Origin of the sequence: Methanoculleus sp. 10 (assembly GCF_913757945.1) — an archaeon.
GTDB lineage: Archaea > Halobacteriota > Methanomicrobia > Methanomicrobiales > Methanoculleaceae > Methanoculleus.
Window position 1 is genome coordinate 75,543 of record NZ_CAJYDP010000002.1, and the last position, 22,999, is coordinate 98,541.

Here is a 22,999-nt window from a genome sequence, read left to right on the forward strand (position 1 = left end):
CCCGTAATTCGCCGAAATGGAATCCCTTAATACTATGAGAAGTTACACCATTGTACGCATGCCTGAGGCGGTTCAGAACGTTTCGAAGGAACGTATCAAGTATATCATTTTTGGCTGCGGGAGCACCGGCTATAACGTCGCGGAGGAACTCGGGCAGGAGAGCGAGGACCTCATCATCGTTGATAAGGACGAAAAGCGGGTGGAAGATCTCCGGGACCAGAAATACGAGGCGCTCGTCCGCGATCTCCGCGATCCAAACCTCATGGATGGGCTGCCCGTGCCGGAGGTCGCGTTCATCCTCGCAAACGACCGTGACGCCAACCTGACCGCGCTCAAGACCATCAAGAACCGCTACCCGGCGACCTACGTCATCGCGCGCGCCACCGATCCGGTCAGCGTCGACCTCCTCCAGCAGGAGGGCGCCGACATCGTCCTCTACCCGCAGGAGGTGGTTGCGAGAACCGCCATCCACCACATCAGGAAACTCCACTCGTCAAGGCTCGCCCTGCGCCTCTACGATATGCTTGCCGCCTGGGAGGGGACGCTCTGCATCGTCACCCACTTAAACCCCGACCCGGACTCGATCTCGAGCGCCATGGCGCTCTCGATGGTCGCCCGCCACGCAAGCCACAACAAGCTGAACTGCCGCATCCTCTACGAAGGAGATATCGGACACCAGGAGAACCGGGCGTTCATCAACCTCCTTGAGATCAAGATGGAGCGGCTCACCCCCCAGATCCTTGACGAGTGCAACTACATCGCCCTGGTCGACTCGTCCGCACCCGGCACGAACAACGAGCTCCCGAAGACCACCCGGGTCAACATCATCATCGACCATCACAAGAACGGCGAGCACCCCGCGAGCGTCGCCGACTTCATCGACATCAGGCCCGGGGTCGGCGCCACGGCGAGCATCATGACCCAGTACCTGATGGAGCTCGACATTCCGGTGAGCAAATCGGTAGCTACTGCGCTCCTCTACGGGATCCGGGCCGACACACGGGATTTCAAGAGGAACGTCACCCCCCAGGACCTCAACTACGCCGCGTTCCTCCTCCCCCTGACCGACTCGGACCTCCTCGACAAGATCACCTCCCCCTCCATATCGCAGGAGACCGTGGAGATTATGGGGAACGCCATCAGGAACCGGCGGATCAGGAGCGGCTATCTCTTTTCGAACGTCGGCTTCATCAGGAACCGCGACGCGCTCCCGCAGGCGGCCGATATCCTGATCCACCTCGAGGGGGTGAACACAGCGCTGGTCTACGGTATCAGCGACCAGAACATTGTCATCTCAGGCCGGAACAAGGATATCAGGCTCCACCTCGGGAACGTGATGGCCGAGGCGTTCGGTCCGATCGGCGAGGCCGGCGGGCACGCCACGATGGCCGCCGCGATGATCCCGCTCAATTACTTCTCGATGGTGAAGGAGAAGGAGGAACTGCTCAGTCTTATCATCGACCCGATCCTGAAGCGGTTCTCCAACATCGTCGGCCTGGACAATAATGAGGGCAAGCAATGAGGTTTGCAGACTGGGAACCTCACTACACCGCAATCCTTGAATATTTCGGGTTTGAACGCGAGGCGGACGAGGCAGCCGCCCGGCTGCTTGCGGAGGTTGCCGACGGCCGTGACGATGTCGGGCTCCTGGAGGCGCTCATACGGGGCAGGGCGGTGACGGTCTGCGGGAACGCTCCCTCGCTCCCGGATGAGATCGACCAGATCGAGGGGACGGTGCTCGCCGCCGATGCCGCTGCCGAAGTGCTCGCAGACCACGGTGTCCGGCCTGACGCGGTCTTCACTGACCTTGATGGGGCGACCGACGTCTTCGTCGACCTCTCCCGGCAGGGGACGGTGATGGTCGTGCATGCCCACGGCGACAACGTCCCGCTCCTCCGCCACTGGGTCCCTCTCCTCCCCGGACCGCTCGTCGCCACCACCCAGGCGGCGCCGCTTCCTCACGTCCATAACTTCGGCGGGTTCACCGACGGCGATCGGGCGGTCTTTGCCGCCGACGACCTCGGTGCGGCGTCGATCCGGATCATCGGGTTCGATCTTGCCGACCGGAACGTCGATCCCGTCAAGCGGGGCAAACTCTTCTGGGCAGGGAAACTCCTCCGCCTGATCGGGTATGACCTCTGACGCCCTCATCATCGACGGCTACGTCGACGAGCCTGCATGCCTCGGCGTCGCGCCCTACATCTCCCCCTACATCCGGGAGGTCGCCGGGGTCCTCTCCGGGCACGGTTACACCCCGGGGTACGTCACCATCGACCAGGTCCGGGCCGACCCGGCTCTCGCTGCCGGCTACGGCCGCGGCGATCTCGTGGTGATGATCGCAGGGCTGACCGTGCCCGGCGCTTACATCGGGGGAAAGCCGGCGACCCTCACGGAGATCCAGCAACTCGGGACCCTGCTCCGGGGACCGACCACCGCTATCGGCGGGCCGATTGCGTTTGGTTACGCGCCGGGTGGGGGGAGGAAGGCCGTCCGCCAGGCGATTGCCGGGTTCGACGCCACGCTCTCGGGGTCGCCCGCGGTGGCGCTCGATGCCTGGCTCTCGGGCGGGGAGCCCGCCGGTGCGGCCGACTACTCCCTGACCGACCCCTGGTCCGTGGCAGGCGCCGGGATCGTTGCCCGGCACCCGGCGTTCCCGTACGTGATGTGCGAACTCGAGACCGCGACCGGGTGCTCCCGGGCGACGGTCGGGGGATGCTCCTTCTGCACTGAGCCGTTTTACGGGCTCCCGCGTTACCGGAGCATCGAGGGGATCGCGGAGGAGGTGGCGGCGCTCCATGCGGCGGGCGCCCGCCACTTCAGGCTCGGCCGTCAGCCGGACCTCCTGGCCTACCAGAGCAGCGGCGGGGAGTTCCCGGCCCCGCGCCCGGAGGTGCTCGCCGACCTCTTCTCGGCCGTCCGGGAGAGCGCCCCCGACCTCAAAACCCTGCACATCGACAACATCAACCCGGGCACCATCGCCCGGCACGAGGATGCGGCACGGGCGGCGCTCGAGGCGATCGTCGCCGGCCATACCCCCGGCGACACCGCAGCCTTCGGCATGGAGACCGCCGATCCGGCGGTGGTCGCGGCAAACAACTTAAAAGCCATGCCGGACGATGTCTTCCGCGCAATCGAGGTCGTGAACGACGTCGGCGGGAGGCGGACCCGGGGTATCCCCGAGCTCCTCCCCGGCCTGAACTTCATCGTCGGCCTCGCGGGGGAGACACCGGCGACGTTTGATGCAAACGAAGCGTTCCTCCGGTGGGTGTTCGACGCCGGGCTCCTCGTCCGGCGGGTGAACATCCGGCAGGTGATGCCGTTTGAGGGGACGGCGGCCTACGAGGAGAACACCATCGGGTTGCACGACGCCCGGTTCCGCGCCTTCAAGGAGCGGGCCCGGAGAGAGTTTGACGAACCGATGCTCCGCCGGGTCTTTCCCGCCGGCACCGTCCTTCGAGACGTCGTCATCGAGATCGCGGGCAGACCGTCGTTTGGGCGGCAGATGGGGTCATACCCGATCCTCGTCGGGATCCCTCTCGAACTCCGGGCGGGGACGGTGCTCGACGCCGTGGTGGTGGACTGGGGGATGCGGTCGGTGACGGCCCTCCCCTGCCCCGTGGAGGTCAACACCCTCCCGGTCGCGGTGCTCCGGTGGATCCCGGGCATCGGCAAAAAGAGGGCCGCAACCATCGCCGCCCGCCGGCCGTTTGGGAGCCTTGATGAGTTCCGAAAGGTCGCCGGGGAGACGGGGATCGAGGGTGTGATGAAGTTTTAGGGCGGCCTTTACAGGAGTGTCTCCAGGCAGATCGCACCGTTCGCGAGTTGCATTACGCGTAGAAAGGAGGATGGGTATCTTTGGAAGGTCCCATCCCGGGGCACGCTCAGGCACGGCCGTTCCCGGGTATCGCCCCCTACTCCTCCTCCCGCAGTTCCATCACCCGGAGCACGTCCGTCCGGGTGACGATCCCGACCAGGGCGCCGCCGTCGGCGACGACCGGGATCCTCCCGATATCCTTGCCCGTTATGACCCGGAGCGCGTCGAGAAGCGGTGCCGACGGCGGGAGGGTGGTCGGGTTCCGGGTCATGACGTCGCGCACCTGCATGGCCTCCCGGTCGATCGGGGAGATCTTGTGGATGTCGGCGAGCGCGACGATCCCCACGAGCGCTCCCCGCTCCACCACGGGAAAGCCGAGATGCTTCGTCTCGTACATCATCTCCACCAGCCGGGAGAGGGGCGTCTCCGGCTCCACGGTGACGACGGGGCTGCTCATCGCATCCGCCACCGTGACGTCCTGCAGCAGGATGTTGTAGCGGAGGAACGTGGCCTCCTGGCTCGCCCCGATATAGATGAAGAAGGCGATGATGATCAGGATGGGATTGAGGAAGAGGAGCCCGATAAGCCCGAAGAGGACGGCAAACACCTTCCCGACGTCGGCGGCGATCCGGGTCGCCCGGGAGAGCGGCATCCTCCGGGCGAGCCATGCCCGCAGAACGCGCCCTCCATCCATCGGGAATGCCGGGAGGAGGTTGAACCCGAAGAGCAGGATGTTCAAGAGGCTGAGGTAGCCGAAGACGAAGACCAGAACCCCGGCGACCGCTGGGTCGCCGACCGCGGCATCGAAGACATAGACCAGGGCGGCGCTGACGAGGCCGATCGCGAGGCTCGTCAGCGGGCCCGCGAGCGCCATGGGGAGCTCCACCTTCGGGTCCGGCATCGTCTCTTCCATCTGGGAGACGCCGCCGAGGATGAGGAGCGTGATGCTGTGGATCTTGATTCCCCTGGCCTTGGCGATGAGCGAGTGGGCCATCTCGTGGATGAAGACACCGACGAAGAGGCCGAGCGCGACGACGGTCCCGAGGATGTAGGGGTTGAGCCCGGCCGCAATCAGCGTCACGTCGATCGGAACACCGAAGAGGGCCGCGATCAACTCGGTCGTGAGCAGGATCTGACTCCCGATGATCCATGCAAAAAGCGGGATCACGAGGAGGAAACTCCAGTGTAGTTTGACCGGAATCCCGGCAAGGTTTCCGATCTGCAGCGACGCATTCATGGAAAATGAGTATCTTTTTATCATTTATAGTAGTATACCTTCAGAGGATACCGATGAGAACACAGATCACCGAGCTGTTCGGACTCCGCGTCTATACCGATAGGGCTGTCTTTGTCGGGAGCGTTGATGATGTCGTGGTCGATGTGGATCAGAAGAAGATCGACTCCCTTGCAGTCGGGGAACTCAACCCCGAGATCGGCGAGGTGAAGGGGTATTCGGGGCTGCAGATCCCCTTCCGCATCATAAAGAGCATCGGGGATATCGTCATCATCCGCCATATCCCGGGGATCTTCAGGTCGCCGGCAAAAGAGGAGTAACCGGGATATCCGGCCTATCCAGGGATCTTCCTCCTGTCGAGAGAATATGGATATCAAAGGTCGCGAGATCTACTCGAACCTCACCATCTTCCCCCCCGTTTTTGTCAGGCTCGACGGTCGGGCCTTTCACCGCCTTGCCCGTGCGCTCGATCTTAGAAGGCCGTTCGATCCCCTGTTTCACGCGGCCATGCGGTCGGTCTGCCGCTATCTCCTCACCGGGAGCGGGCTTACACCTCTCTTCGCCTACACCTTCTCCGACGAGATCAGCCTCTACTTCTCGACGCTGCCGTTCTCCGGGCGGGTGGAGAAGATCGATTCCGTGGCCGCCGCGGCTGCGGCAAGCGCGCTGACGATCGAGCTTGGGTGCCGTGAGCCCCTCGCGTTCGATGCCCGGACCATCCCCGCAGCAGGGGAGTTTGCGGTCGAGTATCTCACCTCCCGGCAGAACGAAGCGTGGCGCAATCACATCAACGCCTACTGCCAGAGCGCGCTGGTCAACGAGGGGATGAGCCCCCGTGAGGCCGCCGCCGCGCTCCGGGGGATGCAGTCGGATGCGATGCACGATATGATGTTTCAGCGCGGCGTCAACCTGGCGGCGACACCGGCCTGGCAGCGGCGGGGGACGCTCCTCTACCGGGAAGAATGTGTAAAAGAGGGGTATAACCCCCTGACGGGGGAGAGCGTCGAGGCAAAGAGGACCTGCATCCGGGAACCGGAGGAGACGCCCCTCTTCTCAACGGTCGAGGGGGCGGCCCTGATCCGGTCACTCACCGGCGCGTGAGATGCCGATCTGCATCTGCACGCCTTCCACGTCCCAGTCTTTCTCGAGCGCAAAGGATTCGCCCGGTCTCTCTCCATCGGTGTGGCGGACGGTGAGGGCCGCCGCCCGCACTTCCCCGGCGATCTCGTTCTTCCACACATCTTCCCCGATGAGCGCAGCGACCCGCCCGTCGGCGACATCCACGGCGGCGACGATGTAGTCGTCGACGTTCAGGTCGAGCTGGCGGCGCATCTCCTGGATCCGCCGGATCACCTCACGGGCATAGCCCTCGGCCTCAAGCGCCGGCGTGAGGGTGACGTCCACGTAGACCGTCGCGTCCTTCATGGGCGCGGCAAAGACGCCTGCAGGGAGGGCCTCCGTGAAGGTGACATGGCGCGCGGCGATCTCGTAACCGTTGAGTTCGGCCTTCCCCTCCCGCTCGATGGCGGCCTTCAGGACTGTGCCGTCCGCCCCCTCGATCAGTGCTTTGACCTTCGGCCCCTCTCTCCCGAACTCCGGACCGATCGCCCGCATAACCGGCTCAGCCTGCCAGAGGATCCGGTCCCACGCCCCCGTAACGACCCTGACCACCCGGGCGTTCGCCCGGGTCCGGGCAAGGTCGTTTAAGTCCAGGAGAGCCGTCTTCACCTCGTCGCTCCCGGTGACCACCACGGTCTCAGAGACCGGCCAGCGGAGCTTCCGTTTCCCGGCCTGCCGGGCGGTGGCGACCGCATCGTCAAACGATCGGGCGACCTCCATATCGGTCTCAAGGTCCGGGTCGGTCAGGAGGTCGTCCGCCTCCGGCCAGTCGAGCATATGGACGCTCTCCGGATCTCCGGCGAGGCGGAGGTTTTGGTAGATCTCCTCGGTGATGTGGGGGGTAAACGGCGCAAGGAGCGTTATCAGGCGGCGCATGACGTAGTAGAACGTCTCATAGGCATACCGCTTCTCCGGAGAATCCTCTTCGAGCCACATCCGCGGCCGGACGAGCTGCACGTACCAGCGGGAGAGGTCCTCGAGGATGAAGGCGGCAAGCGCCCGCGTCTCCCGGTGGAGGTGGTACTCCTGCATATCCTCCCCGATCGCCCGGATGAGCGTGTTGACCCGGGAGACGATCCAGCGGTCCTCCTCGGGCATATCCCGGATATGGGCCCGGACAAACGATCCGTCCCACCGTTCGGCGTCTCCGGCGGCGGGCCGGAACGAATCGAGGATCATGTACGGGAGCGGGAACCGGTAGACGTTCCAGAGGATGTTGAGCGCCCGGTGGATCGTCTTCACGCCGTCCCAGTTGAACTTCAGGTCGTCCCAGGGGGCGTTTGCCCAGAGGACATAGTACCGGAGGACGTCGACCCCGTACTGGCTCATCACCTCTTCAGGCGTCACCACGTTCCCGATGCTCTTGCTCATCTTGCGCCCTTCGGCGTCGAGAGCGAACCCGTGCATCAGGACGCTCCTGTAGGGGGCACGGCCGAACGCCACGTTGCTCGCCCCGAGCTGGGAGTAGAACCAGCCCCGGGTCTGGTCCTGCCCTTCGGTGATGAAGTCCGCGGGCCAGTAGCGGTCGAAGGCCTCGCGCTCCCGGGGGAACCCGAGGGTCGCCCAGGATGCGACCGCCGAGTCGAACCAGACGTCGAAGATGTCGTCCACCCGGCGCATCTCCCCGCCGCAGGAGCACGGGATGGTGACCTCGTCCACGGAGGGGCGGTGGGGGTCGGGGACCTTCGCTCCCGACCGCTCCTCGAGTTCGGCGATGGTGCCGACGACGGTGTACTCGCCGCACCGCTCGCAGTGCCAGATCGGGATGGGGATACCCCAGTAGCGCTGCCGGGAGATGCACCAGTCACGCGACTCCTTGACGAAATCGTGGAACCGGGCGCTCCCCGCCCACTCCGGATACCACTTCACCTTCGCGATCTCATCAAGCATCGAGTCCCGGAGCACGGTGGCCTTCAGGAACCATTGCGCCGTTGCCCGGTAGATGATGGGGGTCTTGCACCGCCAGCAGTGGCCATAGCGGTGGGTGATCGTCCGCCGGGCGAGGAGGTAGCCGCCGAGCGCGTCGATGACGACGTCGTTTGCGTCCCGGACGTACATATCCGCAAATACCCCGGCCGCCGGGGTGAAGCACCCGCCAGCGTCGACCGGGCAGAAGGCCTCAAGCCCCTCCCGGATACCGACGAGGTAGTCGTCCCACCCGTGACCGGGGGCTATGTGGACAAGGCCGGTGTTCTCGAGCGCGACGTAGTCGGCCTCGACGACCCGGTGCCGGATCTCTGCCTGGTGCGGCACGCACCCGGCGAGCGGCGAGATATACTCCGTCCCGACGAGGTCGCTCCCGCTCACCCGTTCGAGGACCGTGTAGTCCTGGTATCGGCCCATCTTCAGGACGGGCTCGACGAGTTCGTCGGCGATCCAGAGGGCCTCTTCGGCGTCGTCCTTCTTTGCCTTCACCCGTGCGTAGGTGAACGCGGGGTTGACCGCAACCGCCACGTTTGCGGGAAGGGTCCAGGGCGTCGTCGTCCAGATCACCAGGTACTCGTTCTCGCGCCCGGCGACCGGGAACTTGACGAAGATCGAGGGGTCGGTCTCGTCCCAGTACTCCACCTCCGAGTCGGCGATCGCCGTCTCGCACCGGGGGCACCAGTTCACGACACGGTGGCCGCGCTCGAGGAGCCCGCGCTCGTCCGCCCGCTGGAGCGTCCACCAGGCGGACTCGATGTAGTCCTCCTTGATGGTCTGGTAGGGGTTGTCGAAGTCGAGCCAGACGCCGAGCCGCCGGAACTGGTCGCTCATGATCTCCATGTGCGTCACGGCAAACGTCCGGCACTGCTCGACGAATGCGGCGATGCCGTACTCCTCGATATCCTTCTTCGAGGTGAACCCGAGCTGGTGCTCCACCTTCACCTCGATGGGGAGGCCGTGCATGTCGTAGCCTGCCCGCTCGATGATGTCGGCGCCCCGCATCCGGTGGTACCGGAGGATGGCGTCTTTTATGATCTTGTTCCAGGCGGTGCCGAGGTGGATGTGACCGGTGGTGTACGGCGGTCCGTCGACGAAAAAGAACGCTTTGCCACCCTCGCGCAACGCCCTGACGCGTGCATAGGTATTCTCTTTCTTCCAGTAATCCTGGACTCCTGCTTCGATGTCACGCGGATTATAACTGCTGGTGACTTCTTTCACCTCATATCCCTCATATTCAACACTCTGGTGTACCTTTTGTTCTTGGGGGACAAAGCATTTGTGCGACTTGCCGCGCGGAGCGGTCAGGAGCTCCCTCCCTCAGCCTTTATGCCTCCGGCCCCCTACCCTCCCCCATGCAGATCGCAGTCATCGGGAGGGGGGACTGTTCCGGCGAAGAATACGCGGCGGCAGAGACCGTCGGCCGCCTCATCGCCGAAAAAGGCGCGACCGTCTGCTGCGGCGGTCTTTACGGGGTGATGGAGGCCGCCTGCAGGGGCGCAAAAGAGACCGGCGGGACAACCGTCGGGGTCCTCCCGGACACCGGGGACGGGAACCCCTATCTTGACGTGGTGATCCGCACCGGCATGGGCCACGCGAGGAACGTCGTCCTCGTTCACTCGGCGGATGCGGTGATCGCCGTCGGGGGAGGGTACGGCACGCTCTCGGAGATTGCAGTCGCCCTCAAGACGGGAAAACCGATCTTTGGCCTTTCCACCTGGAAGATAGAGGGGGTGAGGGCCTGCGCGACGCCTGAGGAGGCGGTCAGTCTCGCAGTCCGCGCAGGACGCCCGTCTCGTCCGTCTCGTAGCCCCCGAGGTCCCGGAGGACCTGCTTGAACGCCTCTGAAGAGACAGTCGCGACCAGGGCCGCGATCCGGGGGTCGTCGAGCATCGCGCGGTGCATCACGAGTTCGTAGCGCTCCGTCGCCACCGGGACGAACGCGAGACCGAGCGCCTTTGCGGCGCTGTAAACCCCCATCCCCGCGTCCGCCTCCCCGGTCCGGACCGCGAGGGCCACCGCAAGGTGCGTCGTCGCCTCGCGCCCGTAGCCGGGGATCGACGCCGGATCGATACCGCGCGCCGCAAGAGAGTGGTCAAGGAGCATCCTTGTCCCCGACCCCTTCTGCCGGTTGATGAACGTCTTACCGGGCAGGTCGTCAAACGAAAGCCCGTCGCGGGATATGACCCCCTGCTGCCGCTCCGCCACGCAGAGGAGGGCGAGGTCCGCGCCGGGCATGTAGCGCTCAAGGTAGTGGGTGTTGTAGGTGCCGTCGGGGGCAAGCAGGTGCATCGGGGCCGCGTGGCACTCCTCCTTCTTCAGGGCGATCACCCCGCCCATGCTCCCGAGATGCGTGGAGTGGATATCGACGCCGCGCGGCCGGACCAGGTCGGCAAGGTAGTCAAGGGCCGGGTCGTGGCTGCCGGTGACGAGCACCGCCTCTTCCGCCTCTGCGCGCGGGACGGTGAGCCGGACCTCCACGGTCTCCCCGGCCTCGGCACCCTCCTTCTGCGCCGGGATCTGCAGGTAGCCGTTCGCCCGCACCGCGCTCATCTGGACACCTGCGCCCCTCGACTGGGGCACCGCCACCCAGCGGTCGCCGATCCTTCCCGCCGAGAGGAGGACGAACTCGTCGGTCCCGATATCCGACTGGAGGCTTGTGGTCAGTCTGGCGGCGACGCGCTCGGGCTCCCGGACAGGGAGGCCGTAGCGGGCGACGAGCGGGAGCACGATCTCGCGGAGCACCGTTGCCGCCGCGAGCGGGTAGCCCGGGAGGCCGATCACCGGCTTTCCTTCGACCCGGCCGATGATCACCGGTTTTCCGGGCTTGATGGCGACGCCATGCGCCAGCACCTCTCCAAGATCCCGGATGATATCGGCGGTGTAGTCGCGGGTCCCGGCGGACGATCCTGCCGAGACGAGGAGGATATCGTTCTCGGCGGCGCCGCGCCGGACGACGTCCCGGATCAGGTCATAGTCGTCGGGCACGATGGGGTAGCGGTGCGCCTCCACCCCGGCCTCCGCGAGGACCGCCGCGGCCATCAGGGTGTTGCTCTCCACCACCTTCCCCGGCGGCGGCATGACGCCGGCCGGCACGAGTTCGCTCCCGGTGGGGATCAGGCCGGCCCGGACGTTCTTGATCGCGACCTCCGTGACCCCGTAGTTTGCGAGCGCCCCCACGTCCTGCGGCCGGATCCGGTGGTTTGAAGGGAGGATCATCTCCGACTCTCCGATATCCTCGCCGACCGGACGGATATGCTGCCAGGGGCCGACCGGCTTTCGGATGGTGTAGGTCTCGCCGTCGATCCAGACGTCCTCGATCATCACCACCGCGTCATAGCCGGGGGGGACGATGTTCCCTGTGTTGACCCTTGCCGCGTCCGGGAGGATCACCGGATGCTGCTCGCTCGCCCCGAGGGTATCAGCGCTCTTGACCGCGATCCCGTCCATCGCCGATATATGGATGGCCGGGACCGAGAACCGGGCGAATATGGGCGCGGCGGTGATCCTCCCCACCGCCGCGGTGGTCACCGGGACCCGCACGACCCCCGGAACCGCCGGAAAGGAGCGCTCCATGAGCGCCCGGGCTTCGGCAAGCGTTATGACCGAGAGGTAGCGCCTCACCACAGGATCACCTCCACCTCCTCGCCGACCTCGAACCCTTCGCTCGACGCCGGGACCCGCACGACTCCATCGCTCTGCACCAGGGTGTTGAGGAGCCCGGACTTCCCAAAGACCGGCACGGCCTCGCCGTCCCTGACGCTGACCCGGACGTAGTCCTCCCGCCCGCGCGTGGAGGGGATGTTCTGTCTCAGCCGTGCGGAGAGGGTCCGCCGGGAGATCGTGGTGCCGAGCATCGCCGCGAGCAAATGGTCGACGATGGCGACGAGCACGACGAACGCCGAGGCCGGGTGGCCGGGGAGCCCGATGATCGGTTTTCCCCGTGCCGTCCCGATGATGGTGGGTTTCCCGGGCGCGAGGGCGATCCCGTGCACCAGCACCTTGCCGAGGTCTGCGATGACCGCAGCGGTGTTGTCCCGCTCGTCCTTCGAAGAGCCTCCCGATACCAGGACCACGTCGCACGTGTCGAGCGCCGAAGAGATCGCCTTCTCAAGCGCCGCCCGCTCATCCCTGACGATCCCGAAGTAGACCGGGCGGCACCCCCGCTCCGTCACGAAGGCGCCGGCGAGATGGGAGTTCGCGTCCCGCACCTCGCCCGGCCCCGGGGTCGCGGCGACGGGGACGACCTCGTTTCCCGTGGATATGATCCCGATCCGCGGGACCGTCGCCACAGAGACCCGGCCGGCGCCGACCGCCGCGGCGACGCCGATATCCCGGGGCGAGAGGACGCGGCCCCGCTCGAGGACGACCTCTCCCGCCCGGAAGTCCTCTCCCCGGGAGACGACGTTCTCGCCGGGCGCCACCGGGCGGTGTACGAGGACGTCGTCCCCGATCTGCTCGGCGTGCTCGATCATCACGACCGCATCGGCACCGCGAGGGAGAGCGCCGCCGGTGGGGACGTACTTGCAGGCCCCCGGGGAGATGCTCCCGGCATCCCTGCTCCCCATCCCCACCCGGCCCCGGCACGGGAGCATCGCCGGGATGGCCTCGGAGGCCCCGGTGGTATCGGCCGCGGCGACTGCGTAGCCGTCGACCGTCGACCGGTCAAACCCCGGTATATCGCTATCGGCACAGACGTCCCCCGCAAGGGCCCGGTGGAGGGCATCTTTGAGCGGGATATCCTCGCACCCGGGGAGGGGTGCGGTCCTTCGCACCACCTCAATAGCCTCGCTGACCGGGACGACCGATAGAAAGAGGCTCATCTGAAGCAGCCCAACTGACAGTTCCGGATCTTGATCCTCGGTTCCCGCCGGTTGCAGTACCGGGCGATATCCATCTTCGGTATGTTGTACTTTTCCGCTATCTCGAAGGCCTGGGGGCAGGTGATCTCGTTGGTTATGCCGTAGTCTTCGAATGCTTTTCGCACCTTTTCTTCATCCATAGTACTCACATGGTCTGCCTGCAGAGAGATAGGATTTACTATAGGGCAGGGTCAGGCACTACCATTTAGCGTGCCGCCGGCCCATGTATACTGATGCGGATCGCGCTGATCAACTCAAAGCAGGATGCCGCGGGGGTAAACATCCGTGACCACCTCCTTTCCCTGCTCGCGGAGGGCGGGCGATGGCCGCTTACGGATAACCACACGCTGGCGTTTCACGAGGTCCGGGGAAGGCTGATCCACCAGGACCGGATCGACGAAGAGGTCGCCGCCGACCTCATCATCTTCATATCCCGGCACTCGAGTGCGCAACCGGCGCCCGCCCTGACCGTGCACGTGACCGGCAACTACGGGGCCGCCGACCTCGGCGGGGAGCCGGGGATGCTTGCGCCGGCAGCCCCTGCGTGGATGCACGCCATTCTCCAGAACCTCGCCGCCCGGGCCCCGGAGGGTTACCGGGTCTCCTACGAGGTGACGCACCACGGTCCGACGGCGCTCTTCACGCCCTCGCTCTTCGTTGAGATCGGGTCCACCGCCGCCGAGTGGGCCGACCCCGCCGCCGGGAGAGCGGCGGCGGAGAGCATCCTCTCCGCAGTGCCGCGGGAGACGATCAACCTCATCGGGTTTGGCGGGACCCACTACGCCGTGCGGCAGACCTCTATCGCCCTCGCCTCCCGGGGCGCCTTCGGCCACATCGCGCCGACCCGGGAGATCGGCGCCCTCGAGATCGGCCTCGTCCGGCGGATGCAGGAGGCAAGCCGCGCCGTCGCCGCCTACATCGATGAAAAATCACTTCCCTCCGGTGAGGCCGCCCGGATCGAGCGGTTGCTCGATGACGCCGGGATCCTCATCCTCTCAGAATCGGAGATCCGGGAGATCGGGGACCTCGAATGGGCCACCTACCTCCGGGTACGGGTTCTCGCCGAAGAGATCGCCGCCGGGTCCCGCCTCCGGGTCCACGGCCTTACCGGGCAGGGAACGCCCGTGCCGGTCGGGATAAACCCGGCTCTCGTTGAAGAAGCAGTGAAATCCGATAAAGGCGGGTTTATCGCCGCCCTCGACAGATTGCCCGTGGCCCATCTCTCAAAAGGCTCAACGGAGGTGCTATCGACGTTTATCGGGTTTGAGGGTGAGTCCTCCCGACTCGCAAGTGATATAACTACCCTCTGCGTAAAACTCTTACTTATCTCTGAAGACGCTGTAATCGACGGTGATCACCTCGTCCTCCGGAAGGTGCGGTTCGACCCCGAGAAGGCGCGTAGGCTTGGGGTTCCGAGGGGGCCGCTCTTTGCCATGCTTGCCGGCGGGAAGGCGGTTGAGATCGAGGGACAAAAGATCACACCCGATGCAGTGCAAACAACCAGTGCAAAGAGGATACATATCCCGGGATTGGAGAGATACATATGAAATCCATCGTAGAAGAGGCACTTTCACGGGCACGAGAGGAGCAGCGCTTTGCTGAGCCCACGGGGGTCGACAAGGATCTCGAAGACATCCTCATGGAACTCCGGACGGAGATTGCGGTCGTCGGGTGCGGAGGCGGCGGTTCGAATACGGTCACCCGGATGGCGGAGGAAGGCATCAACGGGGCGCGGCTGATCGCTCTCAACACCGACGCCCAGCACCTCATCCGGACCCAGGCGGAGACCCGGATCCTGATCGGAAGACAGAGGACGCGAGGCCTTGGCGCGGGCTCGATCCCTCAGGTCGGTGAGGAGGCGGCTCTCGAGAACGAGGACGACATCAAGCGGGCCGTCGAAGGGTGCGACATGGTCTTCATCACCACCGGCCTTGGGGGCGGCACCGGAACAGGCTCCGCCCCCGTGGTCGCGAAGGCCGCCCGGGAGGAGGGCGCCCTGACCATCGCCGTGGTCACCCTGCCGTTCACGGCGGAAGGCGCCATCCGGGCGCAGAACGCCGAGGCGGGTCTCGAGCGGCTCCGCGAGGTGGCGGATACCGTCATCGTCGTCCCAAACGACCGCCTGCTCGAGGTCGTGCCCCGTCTTCCCCTCCATGCCGCCTTCAAGGTCTCCGACGAGGTGCTGATGCGGGCGGTCAAGGGCATCACCGAACTGATCACGATGCCCGGTCTCGTGAACCTCGACTTCGCTGATGTCCGGACTGTCATGGAGCGGGGCGGGGTCGCGATGATCGGTATGGGCGAAAGCGACAGCGAGGACAAAGCCGCCGACTCGGTCAAGAAGGCGCTGCGCTCTCCGCTGCTTGACGTGGATATCTCCGGGGCGACCGCAGCCCTCGTCAACGTGGTCGGCGGGCCGGATATGACCATGTACGAGGCTGAAGGCGTTATCCAGGAGGTCTACGACCGCATCGACCCGGATGCCCGTATCATATGGGGTGCTCAGGTCGATCCCGAGATGCAGGGGCGGATGCGGACGCTCCTTGTCATCACGGGTGTCCGGTCACCACAAATATATGGGAGAAACGAAAAGAGTATGCCACGTATGATGAAACAGTTTGAGATCGACTTCCTGAAGTGAGCCGGTTATGATGGACTATAAAGAGAAGTTTGAGGAAGTAACGTCGTTCAAGATCGAAGAGGAACTCTTCAAGAAGTACTGGCGGGTGCTGAAACTGGCACGGACGCCGACCCGCGACGAGTTCTCGAAGATCGCGATCGTGGCGGCGGCCGGCATCATGCTCATCGGCCTTGTCGGCTTTATCATATATGAGATCATGCTGGTACTGCCTAAATGATGAATATGGCTGAGAGCGTCAACAGGATATATGCGATAAAGACGACCGCAAAGCAGGAACGGACGGTAGCCGACAACATCGAGAAGGTGACCCGGGAGCAGAAGGACATCCACGTGACGGCCGTCATGGTCCCCGAGGAACTGAAGGGCTACGTCCTTGTGGAGAGCCCTGACTCCATCGCCCGGATAGAGCAGCTGGTGGAACTGATCCCCCACGCGCGCGCGGTGGTGCAGGGCTCGACCGCTCTCTCGGAGGTCGAGCATTTCCTGGTGCCGAAACCGGTGGTCAGCGGCATCACCGAGGGCACCATCGTCGAGATCATCGCGGGCCCCTTCAAGGGCGAGAAAGCGGTCGTGAAGAGGATCGATTCCGGAAAGGAAGAGATCACGGTCGAGCTCTACGAGAGCATGGTCCCCATCCCGATCACGGTCCGCGGCGACTCCGTCCGCGTCGTGGAGCGGTCGGAAGACACCCGCTAAAAAGAGTATCTCTCCACTTCTTTTTTGGCCCGTTCGCGCGCTCCGGCGCTGCCGGCGATGCGATCCCCCTTTCGGGCGCATTCTCTCCTGCGCGCCGCCGGTCTGGGAGCGGAACCGCCCGGCACTATACCTTTAAATCCCCTTACGCTGACCTTAGATAACCCAGGCAACTATTCCCCTGAGGAATAAGCTGGTGAATTTGTATGGCAGAAACGGTCGAGGTATTGGTGCCCGGCGGCAAGGCTACGGCAGGTCCGCCTCTCGGGCCTGCACTCGGACCTCTCGGTATCAACGTGAAGGCTGTCGTCGACGAGATCAACAAAAAGACGGCCGACTTCAACGGCATGCAGGTGCCGGTGATAGTCACGGTCGACGATAAGCGCAACTTCACGATTGAGGTGGGCGTTCCGCCCACGACGGCCCTCGTCATGAAAGAGGCCGGTATCGCGAAGGGTTCCGCAGAGCCGGGCACTCAGGTGGCAGGAAACCTGCCGCTGGAGGCCGCTGTCCGTATCGCCCGTATGAAGTTTGATGGCATGCTCTCTTACGACCTGAAATCAGCGGTCAAAGAGGTCATTGGAACGTGCGTGAGCGTCGGCGTCACCGTTGAGGGCCAGAAGCCCCGCGATGTGATCCAGGCCATCAACGACGGGACATACGACGGTGTACTCGTCGCATAGATGTCAGACAACCATAGAAGATCGTGAGGTCGTGTACTATGGAGGCAAAGGATGGTTGATAAAACCAGTATACAGAAAGCCGTGAAGGCGGCACTGGAGAAGGCTCCGGAACGGAAGTTCAAGGAGAGCGTGGATATCACCGTCAACCTCAGGAATATCGATATGTCCCAGCCCAAGAATCGTATCGATGAGACGATTCTCCTTCCGAACGGTCTTGACAACGTCAAGATCGCCGTTCTCGGGAAGGGCGATATCACCACGCAGGCAAAGGATGCGGGTGTGGACCTTATCATCGGGCCTGAGGAGATCGAGCGGCTCGGGGGCGAACCCCGGGAAGCGCGTAAGGTGGCGGAAGAGTACCGGTTCTTCCTTGCCGAGACGGCCATGATGCCGCTCGTCGGCCGCTATCTCGGTGTCAGGCTTGGTCCGCGCGGGCGGATGCCGATGCCGGTTCCGCAGGGCATGGACATCCGGCCCATTGTCCAGCGTCTCCGGAGTTCCGTGAAGATCCGGACGAAGGACAAGAAAGTCTTCCACGCAAAGGTCGGGTCAGCCGGAATGACGCCTGTAGAGATCGCCGAGAACATCGATGCGGTCCTCAGGAGGGTCGAGTCGGTCCTCGAGAGCGGGGCGCTGAACATCCACTCGGTCTACGTGAAGACGACCATGGGACCGGCAGTGAGGGTGATCTGATGGCGCTTTACACACATCACCTGCCCCGGTGGAAGAAGGAAGAGGTAGACGCGATCAAGCGCGGTGTCGAGGAGCACACGCTCGTCGGCGTTGTGGACATGTACGGCATCCCCGCCTCGCAGGTCCAGCATATCCGGCGGAACCTCCGCGGCACGGCGACGGTGAAGATGGCCAGGAACACGCTCATCGAGCACGCTCTCACCGAACTCGGCGGCAGCGTCGAGGCCCTGAAGGAGCATGCCGAAGGCCAGAGCGCCCTGATCTTCACGGACGAGAACCCTTTCAAGCTCTTCAAGCTGCTTGAGAAGACGAAGACCAAGATGGCGGCAAAGCCCGGCGAGACTGCGCCGGAGGATGTCGTCGTCCCGAAGGGTCCGACCAGTTTCAAGCCCGGCCCCATCGTGGGCGAGCTCCAGCAGGTGGGCATTCCTGCAGCCATCGAGGGCGGAAAGGTCAAGATCCGCGAGACGAAGACGGTCGTGAAGAAGGGCGAGGTCATCAGCAAGAAGGTTGCCGATGCTCTCGTGAAGCTCGGTATCAAGCCGATGGACGTCGGTCTCGTCCTGCAGGCTGCATACTACCGTAACACCGTCTTCACGCCGGACCTTCTCGCTATCGACGAAGAGGCCTACGCAAACAACATCGCGCTTGCTGCCCGGCAGGCGTTCAACCTCTCGGTGAATGCCGCGATCCCGACCCCGACGACGATCGGCGCGATCATCGGCAGGGCGGTGCGCGAAGCCCGGAACGTGGGCGTCGAGGCGCCGATCTACGAGAAGGATATCGTCGACCTGATCATCGGGCGGGCACGGCGCGAGATGCTGGTCGTCGCGCTTGCGGCGCAGGACCACGGTTTCGAGCTCGATGAGGCGACCCTGAAGGCGGCCTCGGCTGCAACCGCTGCGGCACCCGTTGCAGCCCCGGCAGCCGTCGAGGCAAAGCCCGAAGAAGAGGAGACGGAAGAGGAGAAGAAGGAAGAGGAGGAAGAGAGCGGCATGGCCGGTCTCGGCGCCCTCTTCGGGTAATACTATTTCAAAGAAATCAGAGGTGAACGAACAATGGAGTATATCTACGCTGCACTGCTCCTGCACAACGCAGGCAAGGATGTAACTGAAGAGAATGTGACTGCTGTCCTGAAGGCGGCCGGTGTCGCCGCAGAGGATGCCCGCGTGAAGGCGCTCGTCGCCGCACTCGAGGACGTGAACATCGAGGAGGCCATCAGTAAGGCCGCCGTCGCTCCGGTCGCCGCTGCACCTGCGGTCGCCGCCGCCCCCGCAGCCGCCGCACCCGCGGCCGAGGAAGAGGCTGAAGAGGAGTCCAAGAAGGAAGAGGAAGAAGAGAGCGGCATGGCCGGTCTCGGCGCCCTCTTCGGATAAATCTTTTTTTTTTCGCCGGCGGTTGGCCGGCAGTTGTCGGTACCCCGCGGTTTTCCGCGCTATGATTCTCCTGGGACCCCTGTTAGAGAGGACCGGGGAGTATGCGTGAGTTACCGTGGATGCACGTCCGGTAATCTGTGACGACCCACGACGGGTCTGGATTGGAACGCCCTGGGCGCCGGTGGTTCATCGGCGGAGTTTGGGGATCGCCCCATAGGGGAAGGGGTTTCACACGAACTCGAAGGGGCCGGACGGGAGCGACACGGCACGGCCACGTGTTGTGCCTGCCGAAACGTTGCTCTGCAGCCTCCCGGCAGGCAGACCTCCGGTTCGCCGCAATTCCACTGATCTTTTCCTCCTCAGGCGGGCATGCTCATCCGCTACATATGGGTAGATATAAAAACACCCCCTCCAGATAACCAGTTATTCAAAACCAGGTTTCCTGCAGGACCGCAGTCGCTCACCCCTGCGGGAATCAAAGAGGTGGTACCGGGCATGCCGAAGAAAGTGATGATAATCGACGACAACGACAAAGTCCTCCGAATCACCGAACTGCTTATAAAATCGTTCGGGTACTCTCCTATCGCGATAAATGATCCCCGGGAGGGGCTTAAGCTAATCTCCGAAGACCCTCCCTCGCTGATACTCCTCGATCTCATGATGTCGCCGATGGACGGCTCGCAGTTCCTGGACGAACGGAGAAAGATCCCCGGGGCGCTGGAGATCCCGGTGATGGTCTGTTCGGCGTGGAGACTGACCGAGGAAGAACTTGCCCCTTACAAGGATGAGGTTATCGGGGTCATCGCCAAACCTGTCGAACCCGCGCTGTTGAGGGAGATCCTTAAAGACTATCTCGGGGCGTGATGGCGTGATGTCAGCCGGGACTGGTTCCGGGCATCTACCGGAGGGGTTCTTTACCGGGGGCGGATTATAATGTCGTTTGGCCTCATCGCCGCTGATATCGGCAGGCTCGTTTCGAAGCGGGACCTCGGCGGCCTGGTAGCGGCCCTCAGGAACGGGGATAAGGACACTCGGTGGATGGCGGCGGGAGGACTTGGGGAGTTGCGCGACCCGCGTGCGGTCGATGCCCTTGTCCGGGCGCTGGCCGATGCCGATCCGGACGTCAGGTGGAAAGCCGTGGAGGCGCTCGGTTCCATCGGGGATACCCGGGCGACGGAAGCGCTCACCCCGTTTCTCAGCGACCCTGACGGGACCGTGCGGCTCCAGGTGCTCTGGGCGCTCGGGAAGATCCGGGACCCGCGTGCGACGGCGCATATCATCCCCTTCCTGACGGATCCCGACTACGACATGAGGATCGCGACAATCTGGGCGCTCGGGGCCATGCGGGGTGGGGATGCTGTTGCAGCACTGCGGGGGATGCTGCTGGACCGGCACCCGGGTATCCGGTCGAAGGCTGCCGAATCCCTGGAGAAGTGCGGTTGGAAACCGGTCGATGACCGGGAACGGGGCGCTTTCGCATTTGCGCGAAGAGACTGGAAGGAGGTGTCACGCTACGGCCGAGCGTTGGTGGACGTTCTGGTCTGGGCGCTGGATGACGGGTATTTCGATGTCCGGATGCATGCCGCAAGGATCCTTGGTACAACGAGAAGCCGGAGCGTCGTCCGGCACCTCCGCAAAGCCCTTGATGATCCGGAAGAATGTGTCACCTATGAGGTGGCCGCCGCGCTTGCGGAGATCGGGAACGCCGAATCGAAAGAGGCTCTTGTTCACGGGCTCGAGAGCCCGCATTTAAGCACCCGGAAGGTCGCGGCAGGGGCACTCGGTCGTCTTGCGTGGGAGCCCCTGAGCATCTACCATAATATCCTGTTCCTGAGCGCAAAAGACGACTGGATTGGTCTTGTGCGGCTCAAGAAGCGCGGCGTCGATCCTCTCGCCGGGGAGCTGCAGAAGCGTCAGGGCGCGGAGAGGATGAACATCGCAAAGGCACTCATGGCCATCGGCAGCCCGGCGACGGATGCCATGATCAGGCTGCTTGGGAGCCCGGATCCCGACATCAGGTGGCGGGCGGCCTCGATCCTGGGAGATAGCCGCGATCGGCGGGCGGTCGAACCGCTCATTGCAGCGCTGGCGGATCCGGATGAGCGCGTTTCGTCTTCTGCCGCGGTTGCACTCGGCGAGATCCGTGGTGAAGAAGCGGTGAACCCCCTCATACGAGCGTACGCAACCGGAGGTCCGGATCTCCGCCGGGATTCCGTTGCTGCACTGGGGAGAATAGGATCAGAACGGGCCGTTGCGACTATCATCGCAGCGTCCGGCGATGAAAGCCCCGACGTCCGCCTCAGCGCCATAAGGGCCATGGGGTGGACGAGGGATGCCCGGGTGCTCCCCGCCCTGCTCCCGTTCTTCCAGGACCCTGATCCTGCCGTTCGGTTTGAGGCGGTAAGGGCGATCCACCCGTACTCCGGCCAAAAAACGGACCTCCTCCTCATCAGGGCGCTCGGCGACCCGGATGCCGGGATACGGCGGGAGGCGGCCCGGCAGGTCGGCAGGCGCGGGGTGACCGCCGCGGTTCAGCCGCTTGTCGGGCTCTTCGAGGATCCGGATACTGCGGTGAGGAAGGCGGCCGCAAGGGCGGTTGAGAGGATCGGCTGGAAACCTTCGGGTCCCCGGGAGCAGTTGACCTACCTGGTTGCAAAGGAGGACTGGGAGGAGATCCGGCGCCAGGGTCTCCTGGCTGGCCCTGCTGGAGAGCGGGAGAACGCTAAACCGGCACTGCTCCCGGGTGGTCTGCAGGGCAGGGTGGGGGCGGTCCCTCCAGGCACCGTCGATCAGGAAGAGCGAACGTTGCAGGAGGATTGGAAGTCACATACGGCGTCCGGCGGGAGGAAGATGAGTGTCGCGGCGCATGAGGATGTTCCGGACCTGCAGTATTTTATCGGTATCCTCAACGACCCTCGTGCGGATGTGGGAGCCCGGATTAAGGCTGCCGAGGCACTGGGGAATCTCGGGGATCTCCGGGGAGTTCGACCGCTGATGCATGCGCTGCGCGATACGGATGCAGGGATCCGCGGGCGTGCGGCTCTTTCTCTCGGTATGCTGGGCGACCACAAGGCCTTCGGCTCTCTGGTCGTTGCGCTTGAGGACCCGGTATTTGACGTAAGGCGGCAGGCTGCTGAAGCACTCTCGGTCCTGAAACCGGGGGGTGCGGTCCTCCCGCTCACCGAGCTGGCGAGGAGCCCGGACCCCGGCAGCCGCACGCTTGCCGTCACGGTCCTCGGCGATTTTGAGGACGACGATGCGGTACGCGCCCTGCTGGTTGCGCTCAATGATGCGCACCCCGAGGTGAAGTCGGCTGCGCTGTCATCGTTGCTAAAACTGGCCAACTACTGGGGGTCGCGTATACCGGTGTTCCTGAAAGACGGGAATCCTGCTGTCCGGAACAACGCTCTTGCCGCCATGAAATCGATATTAGGGGAAGAAAGAGCGGTGTCTCAGCTTGTCCCGCTCCTCCGTGCCGGCCGTTTCTCTGTCCGTCGGGAGGCAGTTCTCGCGCTTGTGGGGATGGGCTGGGAACCGCGCCTGCCGGAGGAGCACGCAACGGTGTTGATCGCCGGCAGGAGGTGGGATGAGGTTATTGCGCTCGGGAAGCAGGCGGAAAGCACTTTGATCGATGCTCTCTTTGATACAGACCGGGAGATCCAGGATGGGGCGGTGGCGTCTCTTACGGTGCTCGGGGATGACGAGACTGTCCGGTCGATCAGAGCGGCGATAAGGGGGGGCGGGGCTCTGCAGGTCAAGGGGGTCTATGCCGCGATGAAGGTGGCAAGCCTCATCGAGGAGAAGGAGTTGAGGAGAGGCGGGGAGGGACCGGCCTCCTCTCCTCCCGGGGCTCGGTGAGGCGTTCGCCGGCGAAGGTCGCTGTACAGCCCCGTGAGTCCGGTGGGTATGCGGGGTTCATGGTTATTTCCCCGGTTCTTGCCCGGCTGCGCATATCCCTCGC

General features: G+C 64.2%; 21 protein-coding genes. 16 read left to right on the forward strand and 5 right to left on the reverse strand.

Features of this window, described 5'->3' with window-relative positions; genetic code table 11:
• The first annotated feature begins 58 nt into the window (after positions 1–58).
• Genes QZ408_RS02190 through QZ408_RS02200 form a run of 3 tightly spaced genes read left to right on the forward strand, consistent with a single transcriptional unit; the run spans position 59 to position 3,775 of the window.
• The gene (locus tag QZ408_RS02190; protein ID WP_292489376.1) at positions 59–1,522 is read left to right on the forward strand and encodes a DHH family phosphoesterase; all 1,464 of its coding nucleotides are present in this window, start codon (positions 59–61) and stop codon (positions 1,520–1,522) included.
• A complete protein-coding gene (locus QZ408_RS02195; RefSeq protein WP_292489378.1) occupies positions 1,519–2,142 on the forward strand; it encodes a 6-hydroxymethylpterin diphosphokinase MptE-like protein in 624 nt (207 codons plus the stop codon). Before QZ408_RS02190 ends, QZ408_RS02195 begins: the two co-directional genes overlap by 4 nt.
• Complete coding sequence (locus QZ408_RS02200; RefSeq protein ID WP_292489380.1) at positions 2,132–3,775, forward strand: radical SAM protein; 1,644 nt, start codon at positions 2,132–2,134, stop codon at positions 3,773–3,775. The genes QZ408_RS02195 and QZ408_RS02200 overlap by 11 nt, the downstream gene beginning before the upstream one ends.
• Positions 3,776–3,911: 136 nt before the next feature.
• Here the strand turns inward: QZ408_RS02200 and QZ408_RS02205 are convergent, their stop codons facing one another.
• Positions 3,912–5,051 carry a CBS domain-containing protein gene (locus tag QZ408_RS02205; RefSeq protein WP_292489382.1) on the reverse strand — a complete coding sequence of 380 codons (1,140 nt, stop codon included), beginning with the start codon at positions 5,049–5,051 and terminating at the stop codon, positions 3,912–3,914.
• A gap of 53 nt (positions 5,052–5,104) precedes the next feature.
• Here QZ408_RS02205 and QZ408_RS02210 point away from each other — a divergent pair, with 53 nt between their 5' ends.
• Entirely contained in the window at positions 5,105–5,368 is a 264-nt protein-coding gene (locus QZ408_RS02210) for a PRC-barrel domain-containing protein (protein ID WP_292489384.1), read from the forward strand.
• Positions 5,369–5,414: 46 nt separating this feature from the next.
• Complete coding sequence (locus tag QZ408_RS02215; RefSeq protein ID WP_292489386.1) at positions 5,415–6,149, forward strand: tRNA(His) guanylyltransferase Thg1 family protein; 735 nt, start codon at positions 5,415–5,417, stop codon at positions 6,147–6,149.
• Here QZ408_RS02215 and ileS read toward each other — a convergent pair.
• Positions 6,132–9,311, reverse strand: coding sequence for an isoleucine--tRNA ligase (gene ileS, locus QZ408_RS02220; protein WP_292489388.1), 3,180 nt, complete (start codon positions 9,309–9,311; stop codon positions 6,132–6,134). The two genes, QZ408_RS02215 and ileS, sit on opposite strands and share 18 nt — an antisense overlap.
• 56 nt (positions 9,312–9,367) lie before the next feature.
• Between ileS and QZ408_RS02225 the strand changes: the two genes are divergently transcribed.
• Positions 9,368–9,928: a TIGR00725 family protein gene (locus QZ408_RS02225; RefSeq protein WP_292489779.1), complete on the forward strand. Its 561-nt coding sequence runs from the start codon at positions 9,368–9,370 to the stop codon at positions 9,926–9,928.
• Here QZ408_RS02225 and QZ408_RS02230 read toward each other — a convergent pair.
• The 3 genes from QZ408_RS02230 to QZ408_RS02240 are packed head-to-tail and all read right to left on the reverse strand — an operon-like array spanning position 9,855 to position 13,092.
• Positions 9,855–11,717 (reverse strand): molybdopterin biosynthesis protein, encoded by a 1,863-nt coding sequence (locus QZ408_RS02230; RefSeq protein WP_292489389.1) that lies wholly within the window; start codon positions 11,715–11,717, stop codon positions 9,855–9,857. The two genes, QZ408_RS02225 and QZ408_RS02230, sit on opposite strands and share 74 nt — an antisense overlap.
• Positions 11,711–12,913, reverse strand: coding sequence for a gephyrin-like molybdotransferase Glp (gene glp, locus QZ408_RS02235; protein WP_292489391.1), 1,203 nt, complete (start codon positions 12,911–12,913; stop codon positions 11,711–11,713). Before glp ends, QZ408_RS02230 begins: the two co-directional genes overlap by 7 nt.
• Complete coding sequence (locus QZ408_RS02240; protein ID WP_292489392.1) at positions 12,910–13,092, reverse strand: hypothetical protein; 183 nt, start codon at positions 13,090–13,092, stop codon at positions 12,910–12,912. The genes glp and QZ408_RS02240 overlap by 4 nt, the downstream gene beginning before the upstream one ends.
• A gap of 93 nt (positions 13,093–13,185) precedes the next feature.
• On the opposite strand from QZ408_RS02240, the gene QZ408_RS02245 reads away from it, so the two are divergent.
• The 10 genes from QZ408_RS02245 to QZ408_RS02290 all read left to right on the forward strand — a co-directional run bounded on the left by QZ408_RS02245 (position 13,186) and on the right by QZ408_RS02290 (position 22,896).
• A complete protein-coding gene (locus QZ408_RS02245) occupies positions 13,186–14,499 on the forward strand; it encodes a D-aminoacyl-tRNA deacylase (protein WP_292489394.1) in 1,314 nt (437 codons plus the stop codon).
• Positions 14,496–15,593, forward strand: a complete 1,098-nt coding sequence (ftsZ, locus tag QZ408_RS02250) for a cell division protein FtsZ (protein WP_292489396.1) — start codon at positions 14,496–14,498, stop codon at positions 15,591–15,593. Before QZ408_RS02245 ends, ftsZ begins: the two co-directional genes overlap by 4 nt.
• A 7-nt stretch (positions 15,594–15,600) precedes the next feature.
• The gene (locus tag QZ408_RS02255; RefSeq protein WP_292489398.1) at positions 15,601–15,810 is read left to right on the forward strand and encodes a protein translocase SEC61 complex subunit gamma; all 210 of its coding nucleotides are present in this window, start codon (positions 15,601–15,603) and stop codon (positions 15,808–15,810) included.
• A gap of 5 nt (positions 15,811–15,815) precedes the next feature.
• A complete protein-coding gene (locus QZ408_RS02260; protein ID WP_292489780.1) occupies positions 15,816–16,289 on the forward strand; it encodes a transcription elongation factor Spt5 in 474 nt (157 codons plus the stop codon).
• A gap of 203 nt (positions 16,290–16,492) precedes the next feature.
• The gene (locus QZ408_RS02265) at positions 16,493–16,969 is read left to right on the forward strand and encodes a 50S ribosomal protein L11 (RefSeq protein WP_292489400.1); all 477 of its coding nucleotides are present in this window, start codon (positions 16,493–16,495) and stop codon (positions 16,967–16,969) included.
• Between the two features lie 51 nt (positions 16,970–17,020).
• Positions 17,021–17,662, forward strand: a complete 642-nt coding sequence (locus QZ408_RS02270) for a 50S ribosomal protein L1 (RefSeq protein ID WP_292489402.1) — start codon at positions 17,021–17,023, stop codon at positions 17,660–17,662.
• On the forward strand, positions 17,662–18,687 hold the full coding sequence (locus QZ408_RS02275; protein WP_292489403.1) for a 50S ribosomal protein L10: 1,026 nt from the start codon (positions 17,662–17,664) through the stop codon (positions 18,685–18,687). The genes QZ408_RS02270 and QZ408_RS02275 overlap by 1 nt, the downstream gene beginning before the upstream one ends.
• 33 nt (positions 18,688–18,720) lie before the next feature.
• The gene (gene rpl12p / locus QZ408_RS02280) at positions 18,721–19,038 is read left to right on the forward strand and encodes a 50S ribosomal protein P1 (RefSeq protein WP_292489405.1); all 318 of its coding nucleotides are present in this window, start codon (positions 18,721–18,723) and stop codon (positions 19,036–19,038) included.
• A gap of 369 nt (positions 19,039–19,407) precedes the next feature.
• Positions 19,408–19,902: a response regulator gene (locus QZ408_RS02285; RefSeq protein ID WP_292489407.1), complete on the forward strand. Its 495-nt coding sequence runs from the start codon at positions 19,408–19,410 to the stop codon at positions 19,900–19,902.
• A gap of 69 nt (positions 19,903–19,971) precedes the next feature.
• Positions 19,972–22,896: a HEAT repeat domain-containing protein gene (locus QZ408_RS02290; protein ID WP_292489409.1), complete on the forward strand. Its 2,925-nt coding sequence runs from the start codon at positions 19,972–19,974 to the stop codon at positions 22,894–22,896.
• Positions 22,897–22,999 lie beyond the last annotated feature (103 nt).

What these genes read in the sequence shown, in the direction of transcription:
- QZ408_RS02190 (WP_292489376.1), top strand. Translation starts at nt 59, where the DNA reads ATGCCTGAGGCGGTTCAGAACGTTTCGAAGGAACGTATCAAGTATATC.
- QZ408_RS02195 (WP_292489378.1), top strand. Translation starts at nt 1,519, where the DNA reads ATGAGGTTTGCAGACTGGGAACCTCACTACACCGCAATCCTTGAATAT.
- QZ408_RS02200 (WP_292489380.1), top strand. Translation starts at nt 2,132, where the DNA reads ATGACCTCTGACGCCCTCATCATCGACGGCTACGTCGACGAGCCTGCA.
- QZ408_RS02205 (WP_292489382.1), bottom strand. Translation starts at nt 5,051, where the DNA reads ATGAATGCGTCGCTGCAGATCGGAAACCTTGCCGGGATTCCGGTCAAA.
- QZ408_RS02210 (WP_292489384.1), top strand. Translation starts at nt 5,105, where the DNA reads ATGAGAACACAGATCACCGAGCTGTTCGGACTCCGCGTCTATACCGAT.
- QZ408_RS02215 (WP_292489386.1), top strand. Translation starts at nt 5,415, where the DNA reads ATGGATATCAAAGGTCGCGAGATCTACTCGAACCTCACCATCTTCCCC.
- glp (WP_292489391.1), bottom strand. Translation starts at nt 12,913, where the DNA reads ATGAGCCTCTTTCTATCGGTCGTCCCGGTCAGCGAGGCTATTGAGGTG.
- QZ408_RS02240 (WP_292489392.1), bottom strand. Translation starts at nt 13,092, where the DNA reads ATGGATGAAGAAAAGGTGCGAAAAGCATTCGAAGACTACGGCATAACC.
- QZ408_RS02245 (WP_292489394.1), top strand. Translation starts at nt 13,186, where the DNA reads ATGCGGATCGCGCTGATCAACTCAAAGCAGGATGCCGCGGGGGTAAAC.
- ftsZ (WP_292489396.1), top strand. Translation starts at nt 14,496, where the DNA reads ATGAAATCCATCGTAGAAGAGGCACTTTCACGGGCACGAGAGGAGCAG.
- QZ408_RS02255 (WP_292489398.1), top strand. Translation starts at nt 15,601, where the DNA reads ATGATGGACTATAAAGAGAAGTTTGAGGAAGTAACGTCGTTCAAGATC.
- QZ408_RS02260 (WP_292489780.1), top strand. Translation starts at nt 15,816, where the DNA reads ATGGCTGAGAGCGTCAACAGGATATATGCGATAAAGACGACCGCAAAG.
- QZ408_RS02265 (WP_292489400.1), top strand. Translation starts at nt 16,493, where the DNA reads ATGGCAGAAACGGTCGAGGTATTGGTGCCCGGCGGCAAGGCTACGGCA.
- QZ408_RS02270 (WP_292489402.1), top strand. Translation starts at nt 17,021, where the DNA reads ATGGTTGATAAAACCAGTATACAGAAAGCCGTGAAGGCGGCACTGGAG.
- QZ408_RS02275 (WP_292489403.1), top strand. Translation starts at nt 17,662, where the DNA reads ATGGCGCTTTACACACATCACCTGCCCCGGTGGAAGAAGGAAGAGGTA.
- rpl12p (WP_292489405.1), top strand. Translation starts at nt 18,721, where the DNA reads ATGGAGTATATCTACGCTGCACTGCTCCTGCACAACGCAGGCAAGGAT.
- QZ408_RS02285 (WP_292489407.1), top strand. Translation starts at nt 19,408, where the DNA reads ATGCTCATCCGCTACATATGGGTAGATATAAAAACACCCCCTCCAGAT.
- QZ408_RS02290 (WP_292489409.1), top strand. Translation starts at nt 19,972, where the DNA reads ATGTCGTTTGGCCTCATCGCCGCTGATATCGGCAGGCTCGTTTCGAAG.